This window comes from Paractinoplanes durhamensis, assembly GCF_016862175.1.
Classification (GTDB): domain Bacteria; phylum Actinomycetota; class Actinomycetes; order Mycobacteriales; family Micromonosporaceae; genus Actinoplanes; species Actinoplanes durhamensis.
Genome location: NZ_BOML01000056.1, coordinates 35,187 through 52,472 on the forward strand (window position 1 = coordinate 35,187; position 17,286 = coordinate 52,472).

15 protein-coding genes are annotated in these 17,286 nt (G+C 71.4%); 7 read left to right on the forward strand and 8 right to left on the reverse strand.

Annotated elements, in window-relative coordinates:
* Window positions 1-284 precede the first annotated feature (284 nt).
* Window positions 285-1,751, forward strand: coding sequence for a replicative DNA helicase (gene dnaB / locus Adu01nite_RS33345; RefSeq protein ID WP_203732971.1), 1,467 nt, complete (start codon window positions 285-287; stop codon window positions 1,749-1,751).
* A gap of 4 nt (window positions 1,752-1,755) precedes the next feature.
* Here dnaB and Adu01nite_RS33350 read toward each other — a convergent pair whose 3' ends face one another.
* Window positions 1,756-4,656, reverse strand: a complete 2,901-nt coding sequence (locus tag Adu01nite_RS33350; RefSeq protein ID WP_203732973.1) for a toxin glutamine deamidase domain-containing protein — start codon at window positions 4,654-4,656, stop codon at window positions 1,756-1,758.
* Window positions 4,653-4,958 (reverse strand): hypothetical protein, encoded by a 306-nt coding sequence (locus Adu01nite_RS33355; RefSeq protein ID WP_203732975.1) that lies wholly within the window; start codon window positions 4,956-4,958, stop codon window positions 4,653-4,655. Before Adu01nite_RS33355 ends, Adu01nite_RS33350 begins: the two co-directional genes overlap by 4 nt.
* Window positions 4,959-4,976: 18 nt before the next feature.
* Here Adu01nite_RS33355 and Adu01nite_RS33360 point away from each other — a divergent pair, with 18 nt between their 5' ends.
* Complete coding sequence (locus Adu01nite_RS33360) at window positions 4,977-5,192, forward strand: hypothetical protein (protein ID WP_203732977.1); 216 nt, start codon at window positions 4,977-4,979, stop codon at window positions 5,190-5,192.
* 274 nt (window positions 5,193-5,466) lie between these two features.
* Window positions 5,467-6,618, forward strand: coding sequence for an SUKH-3 domain-containing protein (locus tag Adu01nite_RS33365; RefSeq protein ID WP_203732979.1), 1,152 nt, complete (start codon window positions 5,467-5,469; stop codon window positions 6,616-6,618).
* Window positions 6,619-6,705: 87 nt separating this feature from the next.
* Here Adu01nite_RS33365 and Adu01nite_RS33370 read toward each other — a convergent pair whose 3' ends face one another.
* Genes Adu01nite_RS33370 through Adu01nite_RS33380 form a run of 3 tightly spaced genes read right to left on the reverse strand, consistent with a single transcriptional unit; the run spans window position 6,706 to window position 10,961 of the window.
* Complete coding sequence (locus Adu01nite_RS33370; RefSeq protein WP_379130234.1) at window positions 6,706-7,110, reverse strand: TFIIB-type zinc ribbon-containing protein; 405 nt, start codon at window positions 7,108-7,110, stop codon at window positions 6,706-6,708.
* A 23-nt stretch (window positions 7,111-7,133) separates the two neighbouring features.
* Window positions 7,134-8,363: a glycosyltransferase 87 family protein gene (locus Adu01nite_RS33375; RefSeq protein ID WP_203732981.1), complete on the reverse strand. Its 1,230-nt coding sequence runs from the start codon at window positions 8,361-8,363 to the stop codon at window positions 7,134-7,136.
* 27 nt (window positions 8,364-8,390) lie between these two features.
* Window positions 8,391-10,961 carry a putative bifunctional diguanylate cyclase/phosphodiesterase gene (locus Adu01nite_RS33380; RefSeq protein ID WP_203732982.1) on the reverse strand — a complete coding sequence of 857 codons (2,571 nt, stop codon included), beginning with the start codon at window positions 10,959-10,961 and terminating at the stop codon, window positions 8,391-8,393.
* 445 nt (window positions 10,962-11,406) lie between these two features.
* Here Adu01nite_RS33380 and moaC point away from each other — a divergent pair, with 445 nt between their 5' ends.
* The 4 genes from moaC to Adu01nite_RS33400 are packed head-to-tail and all read left to right on the forward strand — an operon-like array spanning window position 11,407 to window position 14,027.
* A complete protein-coding gene (moaC, locus tag Adu01nite_RS33385) occupies window positions 11,407-11,898 on the forward strand; it encodes a cyclic pyranopterin monophosphate synthase MoaC (RefSeq protein ID WP_203732984.1) in 492 nt (163 codons plus the stop codon).
* The gene (locus tag Adu01nite_RS33390) at window positions 11,895-12,368 is read left to right on the forward strand and encodes a MogA/MoaB family molybdenum cofactor biosynthesis protein (protein ID WP_203732986.1); all 474 of its coding nucleotides are present in this window, start codon (window positions 11,895-11,897) and stop codon (window positions 12,366-12,368) included. Before moaC ends, Adu01nite_RS33390 begins: the two co-directional genes overlap by 4 nt.
* A gap of 25 nt (window positions 12,369-12,393) precedes the next feature.
* Window positions 12,394-13,605: a molybdopterin molybdotransferase MoeA gene (locus tag Adu01nite_RS33395; RefSeq protein WP_203733328.1), complete on the forward strand. Its 1,212-nt coding sequence runs from the start codon at window positions 12,394-12,396 to the stop codon at window positions 13,603-13,605.
* Window positions 13,602-14,027: a molybdenum cofactor biosynthesis protein MoaE gene (locus Adu01nite_RS33400; RefSeq protein WP_203732988.1), complete on the forward strand. Its 426-nt coding sequence runs from the start codon at window positions 13,602-13,604 to the stop codon at window positions 14,025-14,027. Before Adu01nite_RS33395 ends, Adu01nite_RS33400 begins: the two co-directional genes overlap by 4 nt.
* Here the strand turns inward: Adu01nite_RS33400 and Adu01nite_RS33405 are convergent.
* From Adu01nite_RS33405 to Adu01nite_RS33415, 3 genes are all read right to left on the reverse strand, one after another.
* Window positions 14,014-15,300: a glycosyltransferase 87 family protein gene (locus Adu01nite_RS33405; protein ID WP_203732995.1), complete on the reverse strand. Its 1,287-nt coding sequence runs from the start codon at window positions 15,298-15,300 to the stop codon at window positions 14,014-14,016. The two genes, Adu01nite_RS33400 and Adu01nite_RS33405, sit on opposite strands and share 14 nt — an antisense overlap.
* Before the next feature lie 131 nt (window positions 15,301-15,431).
* Window positions 15,432-15,977, reverse strand: a complete 546-nt coding sequence (locus tag Adu01nite_RS33410; RefSeq protein ID WP_203732997.1) for a DoxX family membrane protein — start codon at window positions 15,975-15,977, stop codon at window positions 15,432-15,434.
* Between the two features lie 28 nt (window positions 15,978-16,005).
* Window positions 16,006-17,211 (reverse strand): ATP-binding protein, encoded by a 1,206-nt coding sequence (locus Adu01nite_RS33415; RefSeq protein WP_203732999.1) that lies wholly within the window; start codon window positions 17,209-17,211, stop codon window positions 16,006-16,008.
* Window positions 17,212-17,286 lie beyond the last annotated feature (75 nt).

Consider the following 17,286-nt stretch of genomic DNA (forward strand, 5'->3'; position numbering starts at 1 on the left):
CCACAGGTGGGGACGACGTTATTGCTGCTGGATAAGGCACATGTCGTGGCGTGCCAATAGTTGTCCCCAGGCTGTACACAGGCCTGCCCACAGGCTGGGGCGGGATGTCCACAGGTTGTCCCAAGGCTCGTCCACCGGCGTAGTTGGGCAGGTGGCGGCAGTGTTCGTAGAGTGGGGCCGCCTTGATCGAGCAATTTTTTCCTGATCAAGGACGGGTTCAGCCAAAAGTGTCATACCCCGGCTGTTTGATCACATGAGCAACGCCGAGTGGAGGAGGGTCCGGGGTGTCGATCACTGACGACGCACGGCCGGAGTCACGGCCACCGGCACAGCCGGCGACCGGCGGTCCGCCGCGCGGAAGCGGCCAGAATGGTGATGGCCCGAGTGGCGGCGGTCACAGTGGTGGCGGTCACAGCGGCGGGTTCGACAAGACGCCTCCGCAGGATGTCGCGGCCGAGCAGGGCGTGCTCGGTGGCATGCTGCTGTCCAAGGACGCGATCGCCGACGTGGTCGAGATTCTCAAGGTGCACGACTTCTATCGGCCGGTGCACGCCACGATTTTCGACGTCATCCTCGAGCTGTACGGGCGGGGTGAGCCGGCCGACGCGCTCACCGTGGCCGCGGCCCTCTCCGACTCGGGCGACCTGCAGCGCATCGGCGGCGTGCCCTACCTGCACACGCTGATCGAGAGCGTGCCCACCGCGGCGAATGCCGCCTATTACGCGCGCATCGTCTCCGAACGGGCGATCCTGCGCCGCGTGGTCGAGGCGGGCACGAAGATCGTCCAGCTCGGCTACGGCGCCGGCGGCAACGGCGGCCGCGATGTCGACGACATCGTCGACCTGGCCCAGCAGGCGATCTACGACGTCACCGAGAAACGGGTCAGCGAAGACTTCGCGGCCCTCGGCGATATGCTGCAGCCCACCCTCGACGAGATCGAGGCGGTGGGCGCGGCGGGCGGCGGGATGAGCGGCGTGCCGACCGGTTTCTCCGATTTGGACAGATTGCTCAACGGCCTCCACCCCGGTCAGCTGATCATCGTGGCGGGCCGTCCCGGTCTCGGTAAGTCGACCGCGAGCATGGACTTCGCCCGCAATGCGGCGATTCGGCACAACTGTGCCAGCGCCATCTTCTCGCTCGAAATGAGCAAGATCGAGATGGTGATGCGGCTGCTCTCGGCCGAGGCCAGAGTGCCGCTGCACGTGCTGCGGTCGGGCCAGCTCACCGATGACGACTGGAGCAAGCTGGCCCGCCGGATGGGCGAGATCAGCGAGGCTCCGATCTTCGTCGACGACACCCCGAACATGAACCTCATGGAGATCCGGGCCAAGGCCCGCCGGCTCAAACAGCGGCACAACCTCAAGATGCTGGTCATCGACTATCTCCAGCTGATGTCGTCGCCGAAGAAGACCGAGAGCCGCCAGCAAGAGGTCTCCGAGCTGTCCCGTGGTCTCAAGCTGCTGGCCAAGGAGATCGAGTGCCCGGTGATCGCGGTGTCCCAGCTGAACCGTGGTCCCGAGCAGCGGACCGACAAGCGCCCGCAGCTGTCCGACCTGCGTGAGTCCGGCTCGATCGAGCAGGACGCCGACGTCGTGATCCTGCTGCACCGTGACGACTACTACGACAAGGAGTCACCGCGGGCGGGCGAGGCCGACTTCATCGTGGCCAAGCACCGGAACGGCCCGACCGACACGATCACGGTGGCGGCGCAGCTGCACCTGTCCCGCTTCGTCGACATGGCGATCGTCTGACCGCCTAGGAGTGGCCTGGGGCTGCCTCTTCCGGGCTTGTCGAGCCGAGGGGCAGCACCGAGGCGGTGCTCCACTGGCCCGGGCCGTGGTAGGGCAAGGGGGCCGGTTCGCCCTGGCCGTCGACGACCAGGGCGTCCATCGAGACGACGTTGGCCGTGGACGGAGCGCCGTGGTGGCGGTAGAGCGGGATCTCCTCGCTGATCCGGCCTACCTGCGGGTCCAGGAAGAGGATCGTGCCGTCGTGGTTGGCGGCCGCCCAGGCGTGGCAGCCACCGCCCTCCAGGTCGGTCAGGATGAAGGCGAACGCGCCGTGGCCCGAATTGTGCAGGTGGTTGGCGAGATTCCGCATCGCGGCGTCGACGGCGGACCGGGCCACGTCGGGGGCGGCGCCGCCGAGGAAGGGGCACAGGTTCTGGAACGTCGTACCCGTCGCCAGCTCTATCCTTCGTAAACCGTGCCATTCGCCGCCTACCGGGCGGTTCGGGTCGCCGGCGGCGTAGGCATCGAACGTTCGCGGTGCCGCTACCCGCGGCCGCCCGTGCAGATAGGTACTGAACAGCGACAACACCCCGTCGACGCAGTTCAAGCCGCGCGTAGGGTCGGCCTTCGGGCCGCCGTCGTTCACCAGCCGAAACCAGCCCGACCGCGGATCGGCCAGCCGCGACGTGCGGCCGTCGCCGTCTCGCGGCACGGCGTCTTCCAGAGCTTTCTGATGTACGGCGAGGGGCGCCCGCAAACCCCCGTACGTGTCGTAGAGCCGGGTCCGGTCGATCGGCAGCGACCCGTCGTCCTCGGCCGGCGCGAACCACTCGTCGTTACCGGCGTCGCCGGGCCCGGCCGAGTGTTCGCCACCGGGCCCTTCACGGCCGGCCGGCGGATCGGCCGGGGCCGCGACGACGGCGGGGTCGAGCTCGCCGGACGCGACGTCGGCTTCGGTCGCCTCGATCCGGGCAAGGACGGTGCGAAGCTCGGTCGCTCGGTTTCGCAGCTCCTCGCCGCGCCGGGTCGAGCCGGTGAGAGTCTCCTGGTCAGCCAGCCGCCCCAACTCGCGAATGCGCGACCTGGTGTCGTTCGCGACGGCAGCGAGGAAGCCGCGATATTCATATCGCTGGACATCGGCGGCATATCCGAAATGTTCTAGAGGCTGATTGCGTGAGGAACTCGTCCCGGCACTGACCGTTCCCGACGCGCCAGAGAACGGGAACGCGTCCGCCGGCGGCCCGCCGGCCCCGGGGGTGGCCAGGTCGGACCGGAAGGCCGAGCCGGACAGAAGGGCTTGACCAGCCGGATTGGCAGGCCGGGCCGGATGAGCCGTGAACCCCGGCCTGGCCTGGCTGGCCGGCTGACCTGGACCGGCCGGCTGACCTGGACCGGCTGGATGACCTGGACCGGGCGAACGGGCCAGGGTGGTCGGGTTGTCGTGGCCGGCTGGGTTCGCCGTGCCGTGCCAGCTCGCTGGACCATGCAGGTTGGTCAAGCCGGACAGGTTGGTTATGCCTGACGGGTCGGCTGCGCCGGAGCGATCCCGGCTGGTGGGCGGCACGATCGCGGTGGTTCGCGAACCGGGTTCGGTGGACGCGACCCGGCCTCGCCCGGCCTTGAGTGCACCGGAAATCCGCTCCAACTCGGACCGTGGAATCCGCCTCGTGACCGCCCCGGCGGCCGAAGGGCTCCCGCCTGCTGGTCCGCTGCCGGCCGATGCGCCGCTGGCCGGTCCGCCGCCCGATGCTTCGCTGGCCGGTCCGCCGGCGCCCGGTCCGCCGGCCGATGCGCCGCCGCCCGGTCCGCCGCCCGGTCCGCCGCTGGCCGGTCCGCCGGCGGCCGACCCGTAGGAGCGCCGCAACACACCCGCTGAGCTGATCCCGCGTTGCCGAGATTGCCCAGCGTCGGGCACCTCGATCCGCCGCGTCGTATTGCCGGCATCGGACCCGCCCGACTCCGACGTTCCACCCGGTGGCCTCGACGGCCGCCCCGGCGGCCCGTCAGCGGCTGAGGAGTTCGGAGCGGAGAACCCGGCGGGCCGGGTGTCGGCAGCGGCAGCATCGGCAATCTGGGCGTTCGAGGCAGTGAGGTCTGCAGCACGGGTGCTTGCACCGCGGATGTCGCCGGCCCGGGCGTTCGAAGCGGAGACGTCAGCAGCGCGGGAGGTGTCGCGGACGTTTGACGAGGGCGCGCCGGTGGCTCGGGACTTCGAGGCGGTTTCGGCAGCCCGGGAGTCCGGGGCCGGGGTGTCGGCGGCCCAGGTGCTCGGCGCCGAGTTGGCGGACTCGAATGTTGCGGATGTGGGTGGGAAGAGCCGGCGCGTTGCGGTCTCGTTGGGCGGCGAGTCCGGGGGCGCCGGACGGCCACCGCCATGGGCGACCGTTCCGGCCACGGCCTCGGCTCCGAGCTGGCCGGTCAGGCGCTCGAAGATCCGCTGGACGGTGATGCGGGTGGCCACGACCAGGCCGCCGGCCGCGGGGGCGGAGGCGCCCAGCGTGAGAGCCGTCATGATCGCCATGCCGATGAGCTCGACCAGGAGCCGGCCGATCTCGATCCAGGCCGCCAGCTTGGCCGCCTCCAGGTCGCGGCCGCACTCCTCGACCACCCCGCCCAGCTCGTGCGCGATCTCGATCAGCGAATTGAGGGGGGCGTCGGCTACGCCGGCCAGGCGCTGCCAGGCGTCGTTGAAGCCGGCACCGCCGTAGCCGCTCATGATCTGCGCTGCTCCGGCGAAGGCGGCCTCGTGCGGCGCCGCCAGGCCGGCCGCCACCGCGAACCAATGGTCGGCGACCGCCCAGGTGGCGGCCTCGTCGCCGGACGGCCAGTCGGCGACCACCCAGCCGATCACTTCGTCGGCCCATCGCGGGACGTCGAACGGGCGGTGGTCGAGCGGGTGCGGGATCGGGCTGGGTAATACGGTCACGGTCGCTCCCGGCGACCGTGTGCGGCTGCCGCGGTATCCAAACTGTCCAGATTGTCCTGTGCGGCGCGGGCGGCGACGTCGCCGAGGCTCTCCACATACGCCGCGAGCTGCTCCCATGCGGTCAGGACCTGCGTCTCCACCTCGCGGTACCGCCGCTCGAACGCCCGGCCCGCCTCATCCGCTCCCCAGGGCGTCCCGGCGGCGCCGACGTCATGACGCTGCGCACCTAATTCACGCCCGGCAGCGCTGAGCAGACGCGCACCCTGCCACGCCGGATCGAACTCGATGTCGTCGTCGGTCATCGCGGACCGGCCTCGGCGGTGGCGATCAAGCGGGCGGCGATCAAGCGAGCGGCGGCCAAGCGGGCGGCGGCCAAGCGGGCGGCGGCCAAGCGGGCGGCGGCCAAGCGGGCGGCGATCAAACGAGCGGCGATCAAACGAGCGGCGATCAAACGAGCGGCGATCAAACGAGCGGCCGAGCCGACAAGAGGGGCCGCGAGAGAGGCCGCGCGCCGCCCACTGTCGGATGCCCGATAGATGTGCCGATCGAGGGACGGTGAGACGCGTCGGTGGACCGAAATCGGTGCGGCGGCGAGGCGGCGCCGACGATCGTCCAGATCAGAATCGAGCGGGGCATTTCGCCCGCAAACCCCTGCCGGTTGGCCACGAAACGCCTGGTAGGCGTCGCGGTCCGTAGTTTTTGCCACGGTCGCCACTCCCGTTCGGCCGCCCATCGAACGTGGTGACTTTACCGGGCTTGGTCACGTTGCGCGATCCGGTAACTTCATTCCGCACAAGGAAGGAATTCACGATGATCACTCGGATCGAGGCCGAGGAGATCGCCGCGCGCTGGGCGCGTGGCGAGGCCGAGCAGCGGGGGTACGGGTGTGAGCCCGCGCTCGCCGAGTTCGATCTCGGCTGGGTGATCTGGACACGGCCGGCGCCCGACGTGCTGCCGCTGCCCGGCGACGGGGCCCGCACGGTGATCGACCGGGAGACGGGCACGCTGTCGACGTGGCCGGCGATCCCGGCCGACGAGATCGCCGAGCTTTACCGGCAGCGCCGCCCGAAACCGTCCGCGACGGTCGACCCGTGGCGGACCCTGCGCCGGGCGTCGCGCCGGCGGCCCAGCCCCACCACCGTCGCCGAGTTGATCGTGGCCGGTCGGCTGTTCCGCGCGCAGGGCGCCAAGGGCGATCAGGAGATCAACCACCACCCGCTGGTGGCGGCCGGGCTGGGCGCGATTCCGGCGGCCGCGCGGGTGCGCGGCGCCGAGCGCCACGCCGAGCTGATCGCGGTCTCCGACGCGCTGCACGAACAGGCACAAGCTTCAAAAGGCGGCCGGCTCAGCGCTTTTCTCGTACGCGACCAGGGCGACCCGGACGCAGGCGCACCCATCCGCCCCTGCGAGACCTGTCTGACGGTGCTGGTGGGTCTGGGGGTGCTCCCGCCGTCGGAGCTGGCGTTCGCGGCCGGGTGGCACCACGGCTTCGACGGCCCGGCCGGCCGTTTCCCGCCCGAGGTGTCCCGCGTGCTGGCCGGCGGCGGCTGGCTGGGCGTCGAGTTGCCGCTCACCGCGGCGATCGAGGGGGCCGAGCAGGTGAGTGGCCGACCGGCGTTCCCCGCGGCGAGGCGGGCCCTGGCCGAATTCGCCGGGGTGCGATGCGGTCGCCGCGGCCCGGGCCGTCGCCGCGCGATCCGCCTGCTGACGTTCGACCCGCTACCGGCGGCCCGCCAGCACCGGGCCTTGACCGAGTTCGCCGACGTGATCGCCACCCCGGTCTTCCCGCTGGCGGTCGAGGGCGGCGACGCTCTGCTGGTGATCGACGAGCGAGGCCGGGTCTTCGCGCTCGACCAGGCCGGCGACTGGTTCGTCGGCGAAACCCTGGACGAGGCCGTGACCGGCCTGCTGACCGGCGACGGCCCGGCCGGCCGCCTGCGCGACGACGGTTCATGGCCATGAGCCGACACAGCCCCGACCCGCGAAACGCGGGCCAGGGCAACCGCGGCCCCGAAACGGAAGCCGGCGCCGACTCCCAAAGCGCGGCGATCAGTCGAAGAGCTCGCCCAGGAAACCCTTGCGGCGCTTGTTGCGGTAGTGGCCATGGTGACCGTGCTGCCGGTAGTGGCCGTGATGTCCATATGCCGGCGCGGCGGCCGGGTAGCCGTGCGCGACCGGCTGGCCGTAGGCGGGCGGCGGCGCCCCGTAACCGCCGTGGACCGGCGGGGGCGGCGGAGTGTAGGCGCCCGGCGGCGGTGCCATCGGTGCGGCCGGGGCGGCGGGCCGGGCCGGAGGGGCCTGCCGGCTATTCCAGCTCGACTCGGCCTCGAAGAGTTTTTCGAGCTCACCGCGATCGAGGAAGATGCCGCGGCACTCGGTGCACTGATCGACCGTGACGCCGCTGCGCTCGTAAACCCGCATCTCGCCGTGACACTTCGGACAGGTCATCTGCATCTCACAGACGGTACAAGGCTGTGTCACCTTCCGGGCGGCGTCCGGCTGTGTGCTTGCTGTGTGTGCACGGCGGCCGGAAAGGTCAGAGCAGGCGCCCACACCAGGAACGCGACGGGATAGAGCAGGTAGCCGAAGCGGGTGGTGGGCATCAGCAGGATCGCCGCCAGCAGACCCCAGCCGCTGATCAGGGCGGCGGCCGCGGCGGTCCGCGGCGGCCGGCGCAGCAGGTACAGACCGATGAGCACCGCCACCGCCGCCAGCAGGACCGCCGCGATGATCCGGCCGGCGGGCAGGTTCTGCGCGATCAGGTAGCCGGGGAGCGGTGATTGAGCCGGGCTGGTCACCACGCCGTGGCCGAGCGGGAAGCGCAGCACGTTCTCGACGAACGCGTCGGCGTCGACCAGGAACGGCGGGATCAGCACGAGGACCGGTAGCCCGACCGCGCCGGGCAGTAACGCCCGCCACCGGCGGTTGGCGATGGCCAGCACGATGAGGACGGCGACGATCGGGAAGGCGAACAGTTTGCAGGCCGCGGCCGCGCCGACGGCCACCCCGGCCCAGCCGTAGCGGTCGGCGGCCACCAGGGCCAGGGCCAGCAGGCAGAGCGCCATGACCGGGATGTCGTCGCCGCCGGTGGCCAGGGTCAGCGCGCAGATCGGGAAGACGGTGGCGGCCTGCACCGCGCGCACGATGGCCGGCGAGGAGCCGAGCAGGCGGACGGCGAGCACCAGGGCGGCCGCGGTCACCACCGCGAACCACACCCGCGCGTCGGTCCACCAGAAGTCGCCGAAGACGGCCCGGGGCAGCCCGAAGATCGCCATCCCGGGCTGGTAGGGGCTATAACCCATCAGCCGGTCGTCGACGGGCAGCGCCGCGATCGCGTCCCGGCCCAGGTAGGGCGTGCCGTCGTGCAGCAGGCGCTCGCCCATCCGCTCGACGACCAGCACCTCCTCCTGGGCCCGGTCGGTGCGCCCGCCGGCCCGCTGGACGGCCTCGACGACCAGGGGCAGCAGGGCCACCGCGACCCAGGCGAGCCAGGCGAGCAGGAGGCGGCGCATCAGAAAGGCGGCGACGGCCGCCGCGGCGTACCCGAAGAAGGCGATCCAGCCCCAGGCCCGGTGCGGCAGGAGGGTGGAGGTGAGTGCCGTGACCAAGGCGAAGGCGGCCGACAGGGCGTACAGAAAAAAGTCGGACGCCCGGCCCCCGCGAGCCTGATCGATGCGCGTGAGCAGGCGAATGGCGGGGTTGGTCACGCCGGCAAGTGTGTCAGAACCGGGGTATCAGCCGGTCGTGCGGCCGGAACCGGAGGCCCGCCGCCGCGGCATCCGCACCACCGAGCCCTCGTCGTGCAATGCCGCCGCGAGGGCGCCCGGCCGGCCGCCGGAGCCGCGCTGCAGCGCGCCGAGCAGCCGGATCGAGGACATCGGGCGGGCGAAGAGGTGACCCTGGCCGGCCACGCAGCCCAGCTCCCACAGCGCATGCCGCTGCGGTTCGCTCTCCACGCCGACCGCGATCACCGCAAGGTGCAGGCTGCGGGCCAGGTCGACGGTGGAGCGGATCACCGCGGCGGCCTCGGAGGAGGTCTCGGTCGCGGTGATGAACCCTCGGTCGATCTTCAGCTGGTTGACCGGGATGTGCGAGAGGACGGAGAGCGGGGAGACGCCGGTGCCGAAATCGTCGAGGGCGAGGCGTACGCCGGCCTCGCGCAACTCGTCGAGGGCGCGGCCGACGGTGTCGAGCTGACTGATCGTCAGGGTCTCGGACAGCTCCAGGACGAGCCGGTCGGGCGGGACGGCGTGGCTGGCCAGCCGGGTCAGCACGGTGGCCGGGAAGCGCGAGTCGAGCAGGCTGCGCGGTGACACGTTGACCGCGATCGGCAGGTCGAAGCCGGCCTCCCGCCAGACCCCGGACGCGGCCAGTGCCTGGTCGAGCACGGCGTCGGCGAACGCGGGCAGCTGGCCGGAGCGTTCCACCGTCTCCAGGAACTGCATCGGGGTGAGGTAGCCGTACTCCGGGTGCTGCCAGCGGGCCAGCGCCTCGGCCGAGATCACCTCGCCGCTGCCGAGGTCGACGATCGGCTGGAAGTCGACCACGAACTCGCGCTCGGCGACCGCCCGCTGCAACTCGCCGCCGAGCATGAGCCGCTCGACGTCGGCGGTGTCCTGGGCGTGGGCGTAGGTCGCGGTCGGCTGGCCGGCCCGCTTCGCCTGGTACATCGCGATGTCGGCGCGCCGCATCAGCTCGTTGATGCCGCCGCTGCCGGGGGCGAGCGCGATGCCGCCGGCCGCCTCGACGGTGATCTGCATGCCCTCGACCTCGAGGGTGGTCTCGAGCGAGCTGAGCATCTGCTCGGCGCGGTGGGTGGCCAGCGCCGGGGTGATGAGGTTGACGAGCAGGACGGCGAACTCGTCACCGCCGAGCCGGGCGACCAGGTCACCGGGGGCGGCCGCGTCGTCGAGCCGGTGGGCCACCTCGCGCAGCACCGCGTCGCCGGCCGCGTGCCCGAGCGTGTCGTTGACCTCTTTGAAGTGGTTGAGGTCGATCAGCAACAGTGCGACGACACCGTCCTCGGTGCGGCCGGCGAAGTATTCCTCGGCCCGTTCGTACAGTTCGCGGCGGTTGGCCAGGCCGGTGAGCGGGTCGTGCGCGGCGTCGTACGCATTCTGCTCGCTGATCCGCTGCAGCTCGGCGTACGCCGCGGCATTGCGGATCGCGGTGCAGAGAGCCGACGCGAAGGTCTTCAATTTGTACTGCTCGAACTCGGTCAGCTTGACCTTGCCGTCGAAGTCGAGGACCAGCGCGCCGGCCTGATAACTGCGGTCGCGGGTCTCCAGCTCGGTGGTGATCGACAGGTCGCTGTCGAACTTGCGGGGCCCGGGCCCGTCGTAGAGCACGCCATCGGTGCCGGCCCGAACCACTCGGTCCACACCGGACGCGGTCAGATCGATCTCCACCTCGGCGGCCGAGAAGAGCTTGGCGCCCTGCGCTGCGCCGATGTGCAGCACCTGGTTGAGGTCGACGGAGCTGAGCTCGTCGGTGGTGTCGGCGAGTTGCCGCCACGAGTCGCGTTCCTGCTGGGTGCGCAGCCGGCGCAGCCGCCATAGATAAAGGCAGCCCACCAGGATCGGCACGAAGGCCAGCATGACGAGGCTGGCCCCGAGGACGAGCACCTCGATGATGTAGACGACGGTGGCCAGGGTGGCAGCGCGGAAGATGACCTGCTCGCCGAGGTCATTGCGGTAGAGCTTGCGGATGGTCTGCCGGGAGGCGACCGCGATGACGGGGTAGAACACAAGGTCGTCAACGAGCCACGACACGAGGTATGCGACGACGATCGCGGTGATGGACGCCTGCGGGTGATCGACGCTGGGCTGGGCGCCGAGCAGCAGCATGGTGGCCCCGGCCGCGCCGATCACCAGGACTTCCTTGGCGACGACGAAGGCGGCTCGGAGCGGATCGGCACGGTTGAGGATGCGCACAGTGGCCATGCCGGCGCCGACGCAAAGAATGACCCACGGCACCGGCACCAGGACGAGGCCAACCATGACCGGAACGTCGACCCAGGTGTAGCCGCTTTGGTTGGAGCCGACCCGGATCACGATCTTGATCCGGAACGAGATCACCGAGATCGCGTAGATCAGGATCAGCACGAGTGGATTGGGTATGGCTGCTCGTGTGGCGACCGCATGCAGGACACCCAATGTGGTCACACCTACCGCCAGAACGACGACGAGACCGATTAGCAGCTTCAGCTGCCGATCGGTCGCGTCGTCGTTGGAGCTTCGCGTGTGCAACGGAGTAGTCCTGTCGCCGAGCTCTACGGGTTCGATCCCGGGCTCAAGCGTATTCATGCGCGCCTGTCCGCGCACTACCTCACTCCCAGGTGTGGCTTCGCATTGTCTCTCCTCGCGTTGTGAGGCCGAAAAGAAAACGAAGGCCTCGCGGATCTTTTCGTTCGTCGCGACGGGAGAGACGTTATGCACGCTTGAAGACGTTGGGAACCGTTTTATGTCGGTATGCGCAGAAAGCGAGAAATGGTCGGAACACCGTTACAGGGCGTCCTGGAGACCAAACTCTCCGCTACTTCGAAAAAACACGAGGCTAGGACTCCGTGCGTAGCACTCCGTACAGTTTCAATAACCCTCCGGATTGATAGACCGATTGCCTTATCAATAATGCGGCACCCACGCTGAGCTGCGCATAGATCATGAACATTTGAAGTAGAAAATTCATTGTGATGCCCGCTTGGCGAGTGACCTAACCGGAGTTTCAGGGAACCTTCTATAAACTCCCGGTATGCCCGAGGAATCCCTGCTTACTCACGTCGACCAGACGGGCGCAGCGCGCATGGTCGACGTTTCCGAGAAAACGATCACCGCCCGCCGCGCGATCGCCGCCGGCCGCGTCGTCACCACCGCCGAAGTGATCGCATTGCTGCGCGGAGAAGGCGTGCCTAAGGGTGATGCGCTGGCCGTCGCCCGGCTCGCCGGAATCATGGGCGCCAAGCGCACTCCCGATCTCATTCCGCTCTGCCACCCGATCGGCCTGCACGGGGTCAAGGTCGATCTGACCGTCGCCGACGCGGCCATCGAGATCACCGCGACCACCAAGACCGCCGACCGCACCGGCGTCGAGATGGAGGCGCTCACCGCCGTCGCCGTCGCCGGCCTGGCGATGATCGACATGATCAAGGCGGTGGATCCGGCCGCGAGCATCGAGGGCGTCCGGGTGCTGCGAAAAGAAGGCGGAAAGACCGGCGATTGGGTACGACCGGAGGACCGTCCATGAAGGCCCGGGTGATCGTCGCCAGCAACCGCGCGGCCGCGGGCGTCTACGCCGACACCAGCGGCCCCCGCCTGGTGGCCGGACTGCGCGACCTCGGCTGCGACGTGGACGCGGACCCGGTCGTGGTGCCGGACGGCGAACCCGTCGCCGAGGCCCTGCGCGCGGCCGTCGCCGACGGTGTCGACGTGGTCCTGACCAGCGGCGGCACCGGTGTCACCCCGACCGACCGCACCCCGGAGGCGACCCGCGGCCTCCTCGACTTCGAGATTCCCGGCATCGCCGAGGCGATCCGCGCCTACAGCCGGGACCGGGTGCCGGCCGCCGCACTCTCCCGCGGCCTGGCCGGAGTGGCCGGTCGCACCCTGATCGTCAACCTGCCCGGCTCGACCGGCGGTGCGAAGGACGGCCTGGCCGTGCTCGGCCCGCTGCTGAAACACACCGTCGATCAGATCAACGGCGGTGACCACGGATAGGCTGAGGGTCGTGAGTGCTGACACCATGCCGGTCGACTGGGAACAGGCCCGGACCCTCGCCTACCAGGCCGGTCGGGCGGCCGCGGGCCCGGCCGAGCCGGTCTCGCTGCCGGCCGCCGACGGCCGCACCCTCGCCGAGCCGCTGCGGGCGCTCACCGACCTGCCCGCGTTCGCCACCTCGAGCATCGACGGCTGGGCGGTGCGCGGCCCGCAGCCGTGGCGCCCGGTCGGCCGGGTGCTGGCCGGTGGCGTCGCGCCCCCGCTGGCGGCGGACGGCACCTGCGTCGAGATCGCCACCGGCGCGATGGTCCCGGCCGGCGCCGAGGCGCTGCTGCGGATCGAGGAATCCACCCGCGACACCGCCGGCCTGGTCACCGGCACACCGCGCGCGGCGGCCGAGTGGCGGCTGCCCGGCGAGGAGGCGCACAAGGACGAGGAGTTGCTGCCGGCCGGCACGGCGGTCGACCCGGCCGTGATCGGCGTGGCCGCCACCTGCGGTTACGAGGTGCTGAACGTGTTTGCCCGGCCGCGGGCCGCGGTGCTGGTCTTCGGCGACGAGCTGCTCACGGCGGGCCCGCCGGGCGCCGGCCGGGTACGCGACTCGCTCGGCCCGCAGGTGCCGGGCTGGCTGCGCCGCGGCGGCGCGGTCGTCGACCCGGCCGCGGTGACCGGCCCGGTGCAGGACACTCTGGAAGCGCATCTCGCCGCGCTGCGCGGCGCCCTGACGACCGCCGACCTGGTCTGCACCACCGGCGGCACCATGCACGGCCCGGTCGACCACCTGCATCCGGCGCTCGCCGAGCTCGGCGCGGAGTACATCGTGAACACCGTCGCGGTGCGCCCCGGCTTCCCGATGCTGCTGGCCCGCATCCCGGGTGCCGACGGCCGCCCGCGGTTCCTGGCCGGCCTGCCGGGCAACCCGCAGTCGGCGATCATCGCGCTGGTCACCCTGGTCGCGCCGCTGCTGGCCGGCCTGCAGGGCCGCCCGGCGCCAACGATGCCGCAGGTCGAGGCGGCCACCGACATTCCGGGTCGCGGCGATTTCACCCATCTGGTGCTGGCCCATCTCGACCGAAGTGGACGGTCGGCGACCCCGGTCGGGCACGTCGGATCGGCGATGCTGCGCGGCCTGTCCAACGCCCAAGGATTCGTGGTGGTGCGCCCGGGCACCCGGGTCACCGCCGGTGAGTCGGCCTCCTTCCTGCAGCTGCCGCTGGTCCCGGGAGAGCGGCCGTGACCGGGGCCGTGGTGATTGCCGAGGTGCGGGACGAGCCGCTCGACCTCGCCGCGCACGAGAAGGCGGTCAGCGATCGGCGGGCCGGTGCGGTGGTCACCTTCCAGGGCGTGGTGCGTGATCACGACGACGGCCGCGGGGTGACGCTGCTCGAATACGAGGGCCACCCCAGCGCCGAGGGGATCATCAGGGAGGTCGCGGCCGAGATCGCGGCCGACCCGGACGTCTACGCGGTGGCGGTCTCGCATCGCATCGGCACCCTGGCGATCGGCGACGTCGCGCTGGTCGTGGCGGTGAGCACCGCCCATCGGGCGGCGGCGTTCGCGGCCTGTGCCCGCACCGTCGACGAGGTGAAGGCGCGGCTGCCCATCTGGAAGCGGCAGGTCTTCACCGACGGCACCGAGGAATGGGTCAACTGCCCCTAGGGCCGGGGATGGCGGGCGTGCGGCGGGTCACCGGTTGCGGCTGCCGCCGAACCGGCACGGCCGGCGCCACCCCGGGACGCCACGGCACGGCGTTGAGCAGCAGAATTACCGCGATGGCATACGAGTCCCAGGCGGCCGTCCACCGTGGATCGAGCACGAACAGCAGGTAGACGGCCGCGGCCGAGATCGCGAACCGGGCCCCCGGGAAGCGTTGCGGGCGGAACCGCCGGACCGCCACCCGACGCCGGGCGGCCGCATCCACCAGGAGCAGCACGGCCGGCAGCACCCACACCAGCTCGTGGATCCGGCTGACCGGCCCGACCGCGGCGCTGGTCAGCCCGACCAGGGTGAACGCCGCGATCTCGTCGCCGTCGATGTGCGCCGACCGGGCCCGGATCAGGCCGACCGCCACCAGCAGCCCGGCGAAGGACAACCAGATGAGTACGGGCGTGGTCGCCGAGTCGTACAGCCGGGCGAGCACCCCGGCCAGCGACTGGTTCGCGACGTCGTCCAGCGGCCCGGCCCGGTCCACCTTCGGCAGCACCGAGGAGAACCAGCCGTAGGTCGCCCCCGGCGCGAGCAGCAGCGCCCCCACCAGCATCGACCCGGTGGTGGCCATGGCCGTCAACGCGGCCCGCCACTGCCGGCTGACGACCAGATAGACGATGAACAGCACCGGGCTGACGGTCAGCGCGGTCGCCACCCCGACGCCCACCCCGGCCCACGCCCCGGTCGCCCAGAACCGCCGCAGCACCCCGGAGCGGGCCCGCGGCTGCTGGGAGGCGGGCGGTCCCGGCCACCAGGCGGCCCGGCTGCGCGCCCAGGCCGACCGGCGTAGCGCCACCACATCCGCGGTGATCAGGCCGAACACGATGAGGTCGAGGCAGCCGAGGCCGAGGGTGGCCCGCACCGGCTCGGTCAGCAGGGCCAACGCCACGGCCGTCGCCACCGCCGGGCCGCGCGGCTTGCCGTAGCGCCGGGCGACCGGGCCGACCAGCGCGATCAGGGCCAGGACCAGGGCGGTCAGGCCGACCAGGGCGAGCAGCCAGCCGACCGCCTTCAGCGGCAGGAAGGCGGCGGGGGAGAACAGGACCGCGGCCGGCGGCGGGAGAACGGTGCCGACCCGGCCCGGGTAGAGGGTGCCGCCGGACAACCAGTCGCGGACGGCCGCCCGGTCGACGGCGGCGGTGCTCAGCCCGTACCGAAGGAAAAGCCAGGCGATCAGCAAGCAGGCGCCGAAGCACCCCAGCGTGACCACAGCGGACCTGCGCATGCCGCGACCCCCGTCGCTCTCGTCCCCGGGGCACGGCGCGGCCCGAGCCCGCCCGTGGCTGATGCCGCGGGCGAGCGAAAGCGAGCTTAAGAGGCCCTCCTCCGCTTAACGCGGGGAGCGCGACAAGGTTGTCATCCCGGCAGTTTGCGCGCGGCCGCCGCCGACAGCGCGGCGATCTTGGCCTCCCGCTTGGCGGTCTTGAACGCGCGCTTCGCCTCCCGGCGCGACCGCTGGGCCGCGTGGGTGGTGCGATAGCGCAGGCCGGGCCGCCCCTCGGTGTCCACCGCGGCGAGCAGCAGACCGCCGAGCAGCGCCAGATTCTTCAGGAACTGGGTCTGGTGGGCGTCGCGCTCCGGCTTGCCGGCGCTCCAGAACGGGTGACCGGCGATGGTGGTCGGCACCAGACCGGCCGCGAGCACGGCGGCGGCCGGGCGGGTCAGATGCCCGGTGGCCAGTGCCAGGCCGGCCACCACGTCGGAGGCGGCCTTGATCCGCATCAGGCTCCGGGCGTCGCTGGGGATGCGTGGATCGACCTTCTCCAGCAGCGGGCCGACGTGGTCGGTGACCCGCTTGGCGGCCTCGACCCGGGCGTCACCGGGGTTGATCAGGATGCGGACCCCGCTGACCACGAAGACCGAGGCGAGCATGGCGCGGGCGGCGGTGCGTACCGGCTTCATGAATCTGGTTATACCCCTTATCGGGGCGCTAGACCGGCTGGGTGCGCAGGTACCGGCCGAAGTGCGGCACGGTGAAGGCCACCGTGCCCCGCTCGCCGGAGTAGATCAGGCCCTTCTTGATCAAGGCGTCGCGGGCCGGGGAGAGGCTGGCCGGGCGGCGGCCGAGCGCGGTGGCGATCTCCGAGGTCGGCACGGCGGCGTCCATGTCGTTGCCCGGGTCGCCGGACAGGACGGCCATCGCCCGCATGTACTCCCGTTCGGCCGGGGTGGCCCGCTCGAAGCGGGACCCGAAGAAGCCGACGGCCAGCTCGGCCTCGGCCTCGGGGGCGGCCACCCGCACGTCGGCGTCGGTCACCGGGGACTGCGGCGCGTGATCCCAGGTGGCCTTGCCGTAGGCCTGCACGAAGTAGGGATAGCCGCCGGACTTCTCGTAGAGCAGGTCCAGCGCCTTCGCTTCGTATTCCACCTCCTCGCGGGCGGCCGGCGCGCAGAGCGCGAGGTCGGCGGCGACCCGGTCGAGCCGGTCGATCCGCTGGTAGCGGAACAGGCGCTCGGAGTAGGACTTGGCCGCGGACAGCACGGCCGGCAGGTGCGGCAGGCCGGCCCCGACCACGATCAACGGCGCGCCGAGCTGCGACAACTCGTGGCAGGCGGCGCAGAGCGCGGACACGTCGGCCGGGCCCAGGTCCTGCATCTCGTCGATGAACAGGGCGATGCCGGTGCCCACGTCGGTGGCGAGCGAGGCGACGTCGGTGAACAGCTCGACCAGGTCGATCTCGATGTCGCCGGAGTCGGCCCGGCCGCGGGCGGGCGGCACGTCGATGCCGGGTGACCAGCGGTCGCGGATCTTGCCGTTCGGGTCGTTGACCCGCAGCGCGAACGCCTTGAGCACGCTGAGCACCTCGTCGACCCGGTCGGGGTCGCGGTGATGCGGCGCGATCTCCCGGATGGCCATGTGCAGGGCGGCCGAGACCGGGCGGCGCAGCGACTGGTCGGGGCGGGCCTCGATCTTGCCGGTGCCCCAGAGGCGGCCGATCGCGGCCGAGCGCAGCGTGTTGAGCAGGACCGTCTTGCCGACGCCGCGCAGGCCGGTGAGCACCAGGCTGCGCTCGGGGCGGCCGCGGGCGACCCGCTCGAGCACGACGTCGAACGCGTCCAGCTCGCGGCCGCGACCGGCCAGCTCAGGCGGGCGCTGGCCGGCGCCGGGTGCGTACGGATTCCTCACCGGATCCACGGATAGCACCGTATCGGGTCATCTAGCCAAAACGCTAGACATGGCTAGGGAAAGGTGTCGTGGCTGATCTAGAGC

Bases quoted from the DNA above. Each gene is read 5' to 3' on its own strand.
- Adu01nite_RS33370 (WP_379130234.1), bottom strand. From the start codon at position 7,110: ATGCAGATGACCTGTCCGAAGTGTCACGGCGAGATGCGGGTTTACGAG.
- Adu01nite_RS33355 (WP_203732975.1), bottom strand. From the start codon at position 4,958: ATGACCGACGACGACATCGAGTTCGATCCGGCGTGGCAGGGTGCGCGT.
- Adu01nite_RS33380 (WP_203732982.1), bottom strand. From the start codon at position 10,961: ATGAATACGCTTGAGCCCGGGATCGAACCCGTAGAGCTCGGCGACAGG.
- Adu01nite_RS33365 (WP_203732979.1), top strand. From the start codon at position 5,467: ATGATCACTCGGATCGAGGCCGAGGAGATCGCCGCGCGCTGGGCGCGT.
- Adu01nite_RS33410 (WP_203732997.1), bottom strand. From the start codon at position 15,977: ATGAAGCCGGTACGCACCGCCGCCCGCGCCATGCTCGCCTCGGTCTTC.
- moaC (WP_203732984.1), top strand. From the start codon at position 11,407: ATGCCCGAGGAATCCCTGCTTACTCACGTCGACCAGACGGGCGCAGCG.
- Adu01nite_RS33405 (WP_203732995.1), bottom strand. From the start codon at position 15,300: ATGCGCAGGTCCGCTGTGGTCACGCTGGGGTGCTTCGGCGCCTGCTTG.
- Adu01nite_RS33395 (WP_203733328.1), top strand. From the start codon at position 12,394: ATGCCGGTCGACTGGGAACAGGCCCGGACCCTCGCCTACCAGGCCGGT.
- Adu01nite_RS33390 (WP_203732986.1), top strand. From the start codon at position 11,895: ATGAAGGCCCGGGTGATCGTCGCCAGCAACCGCGCGGCCGCGGGCGTC.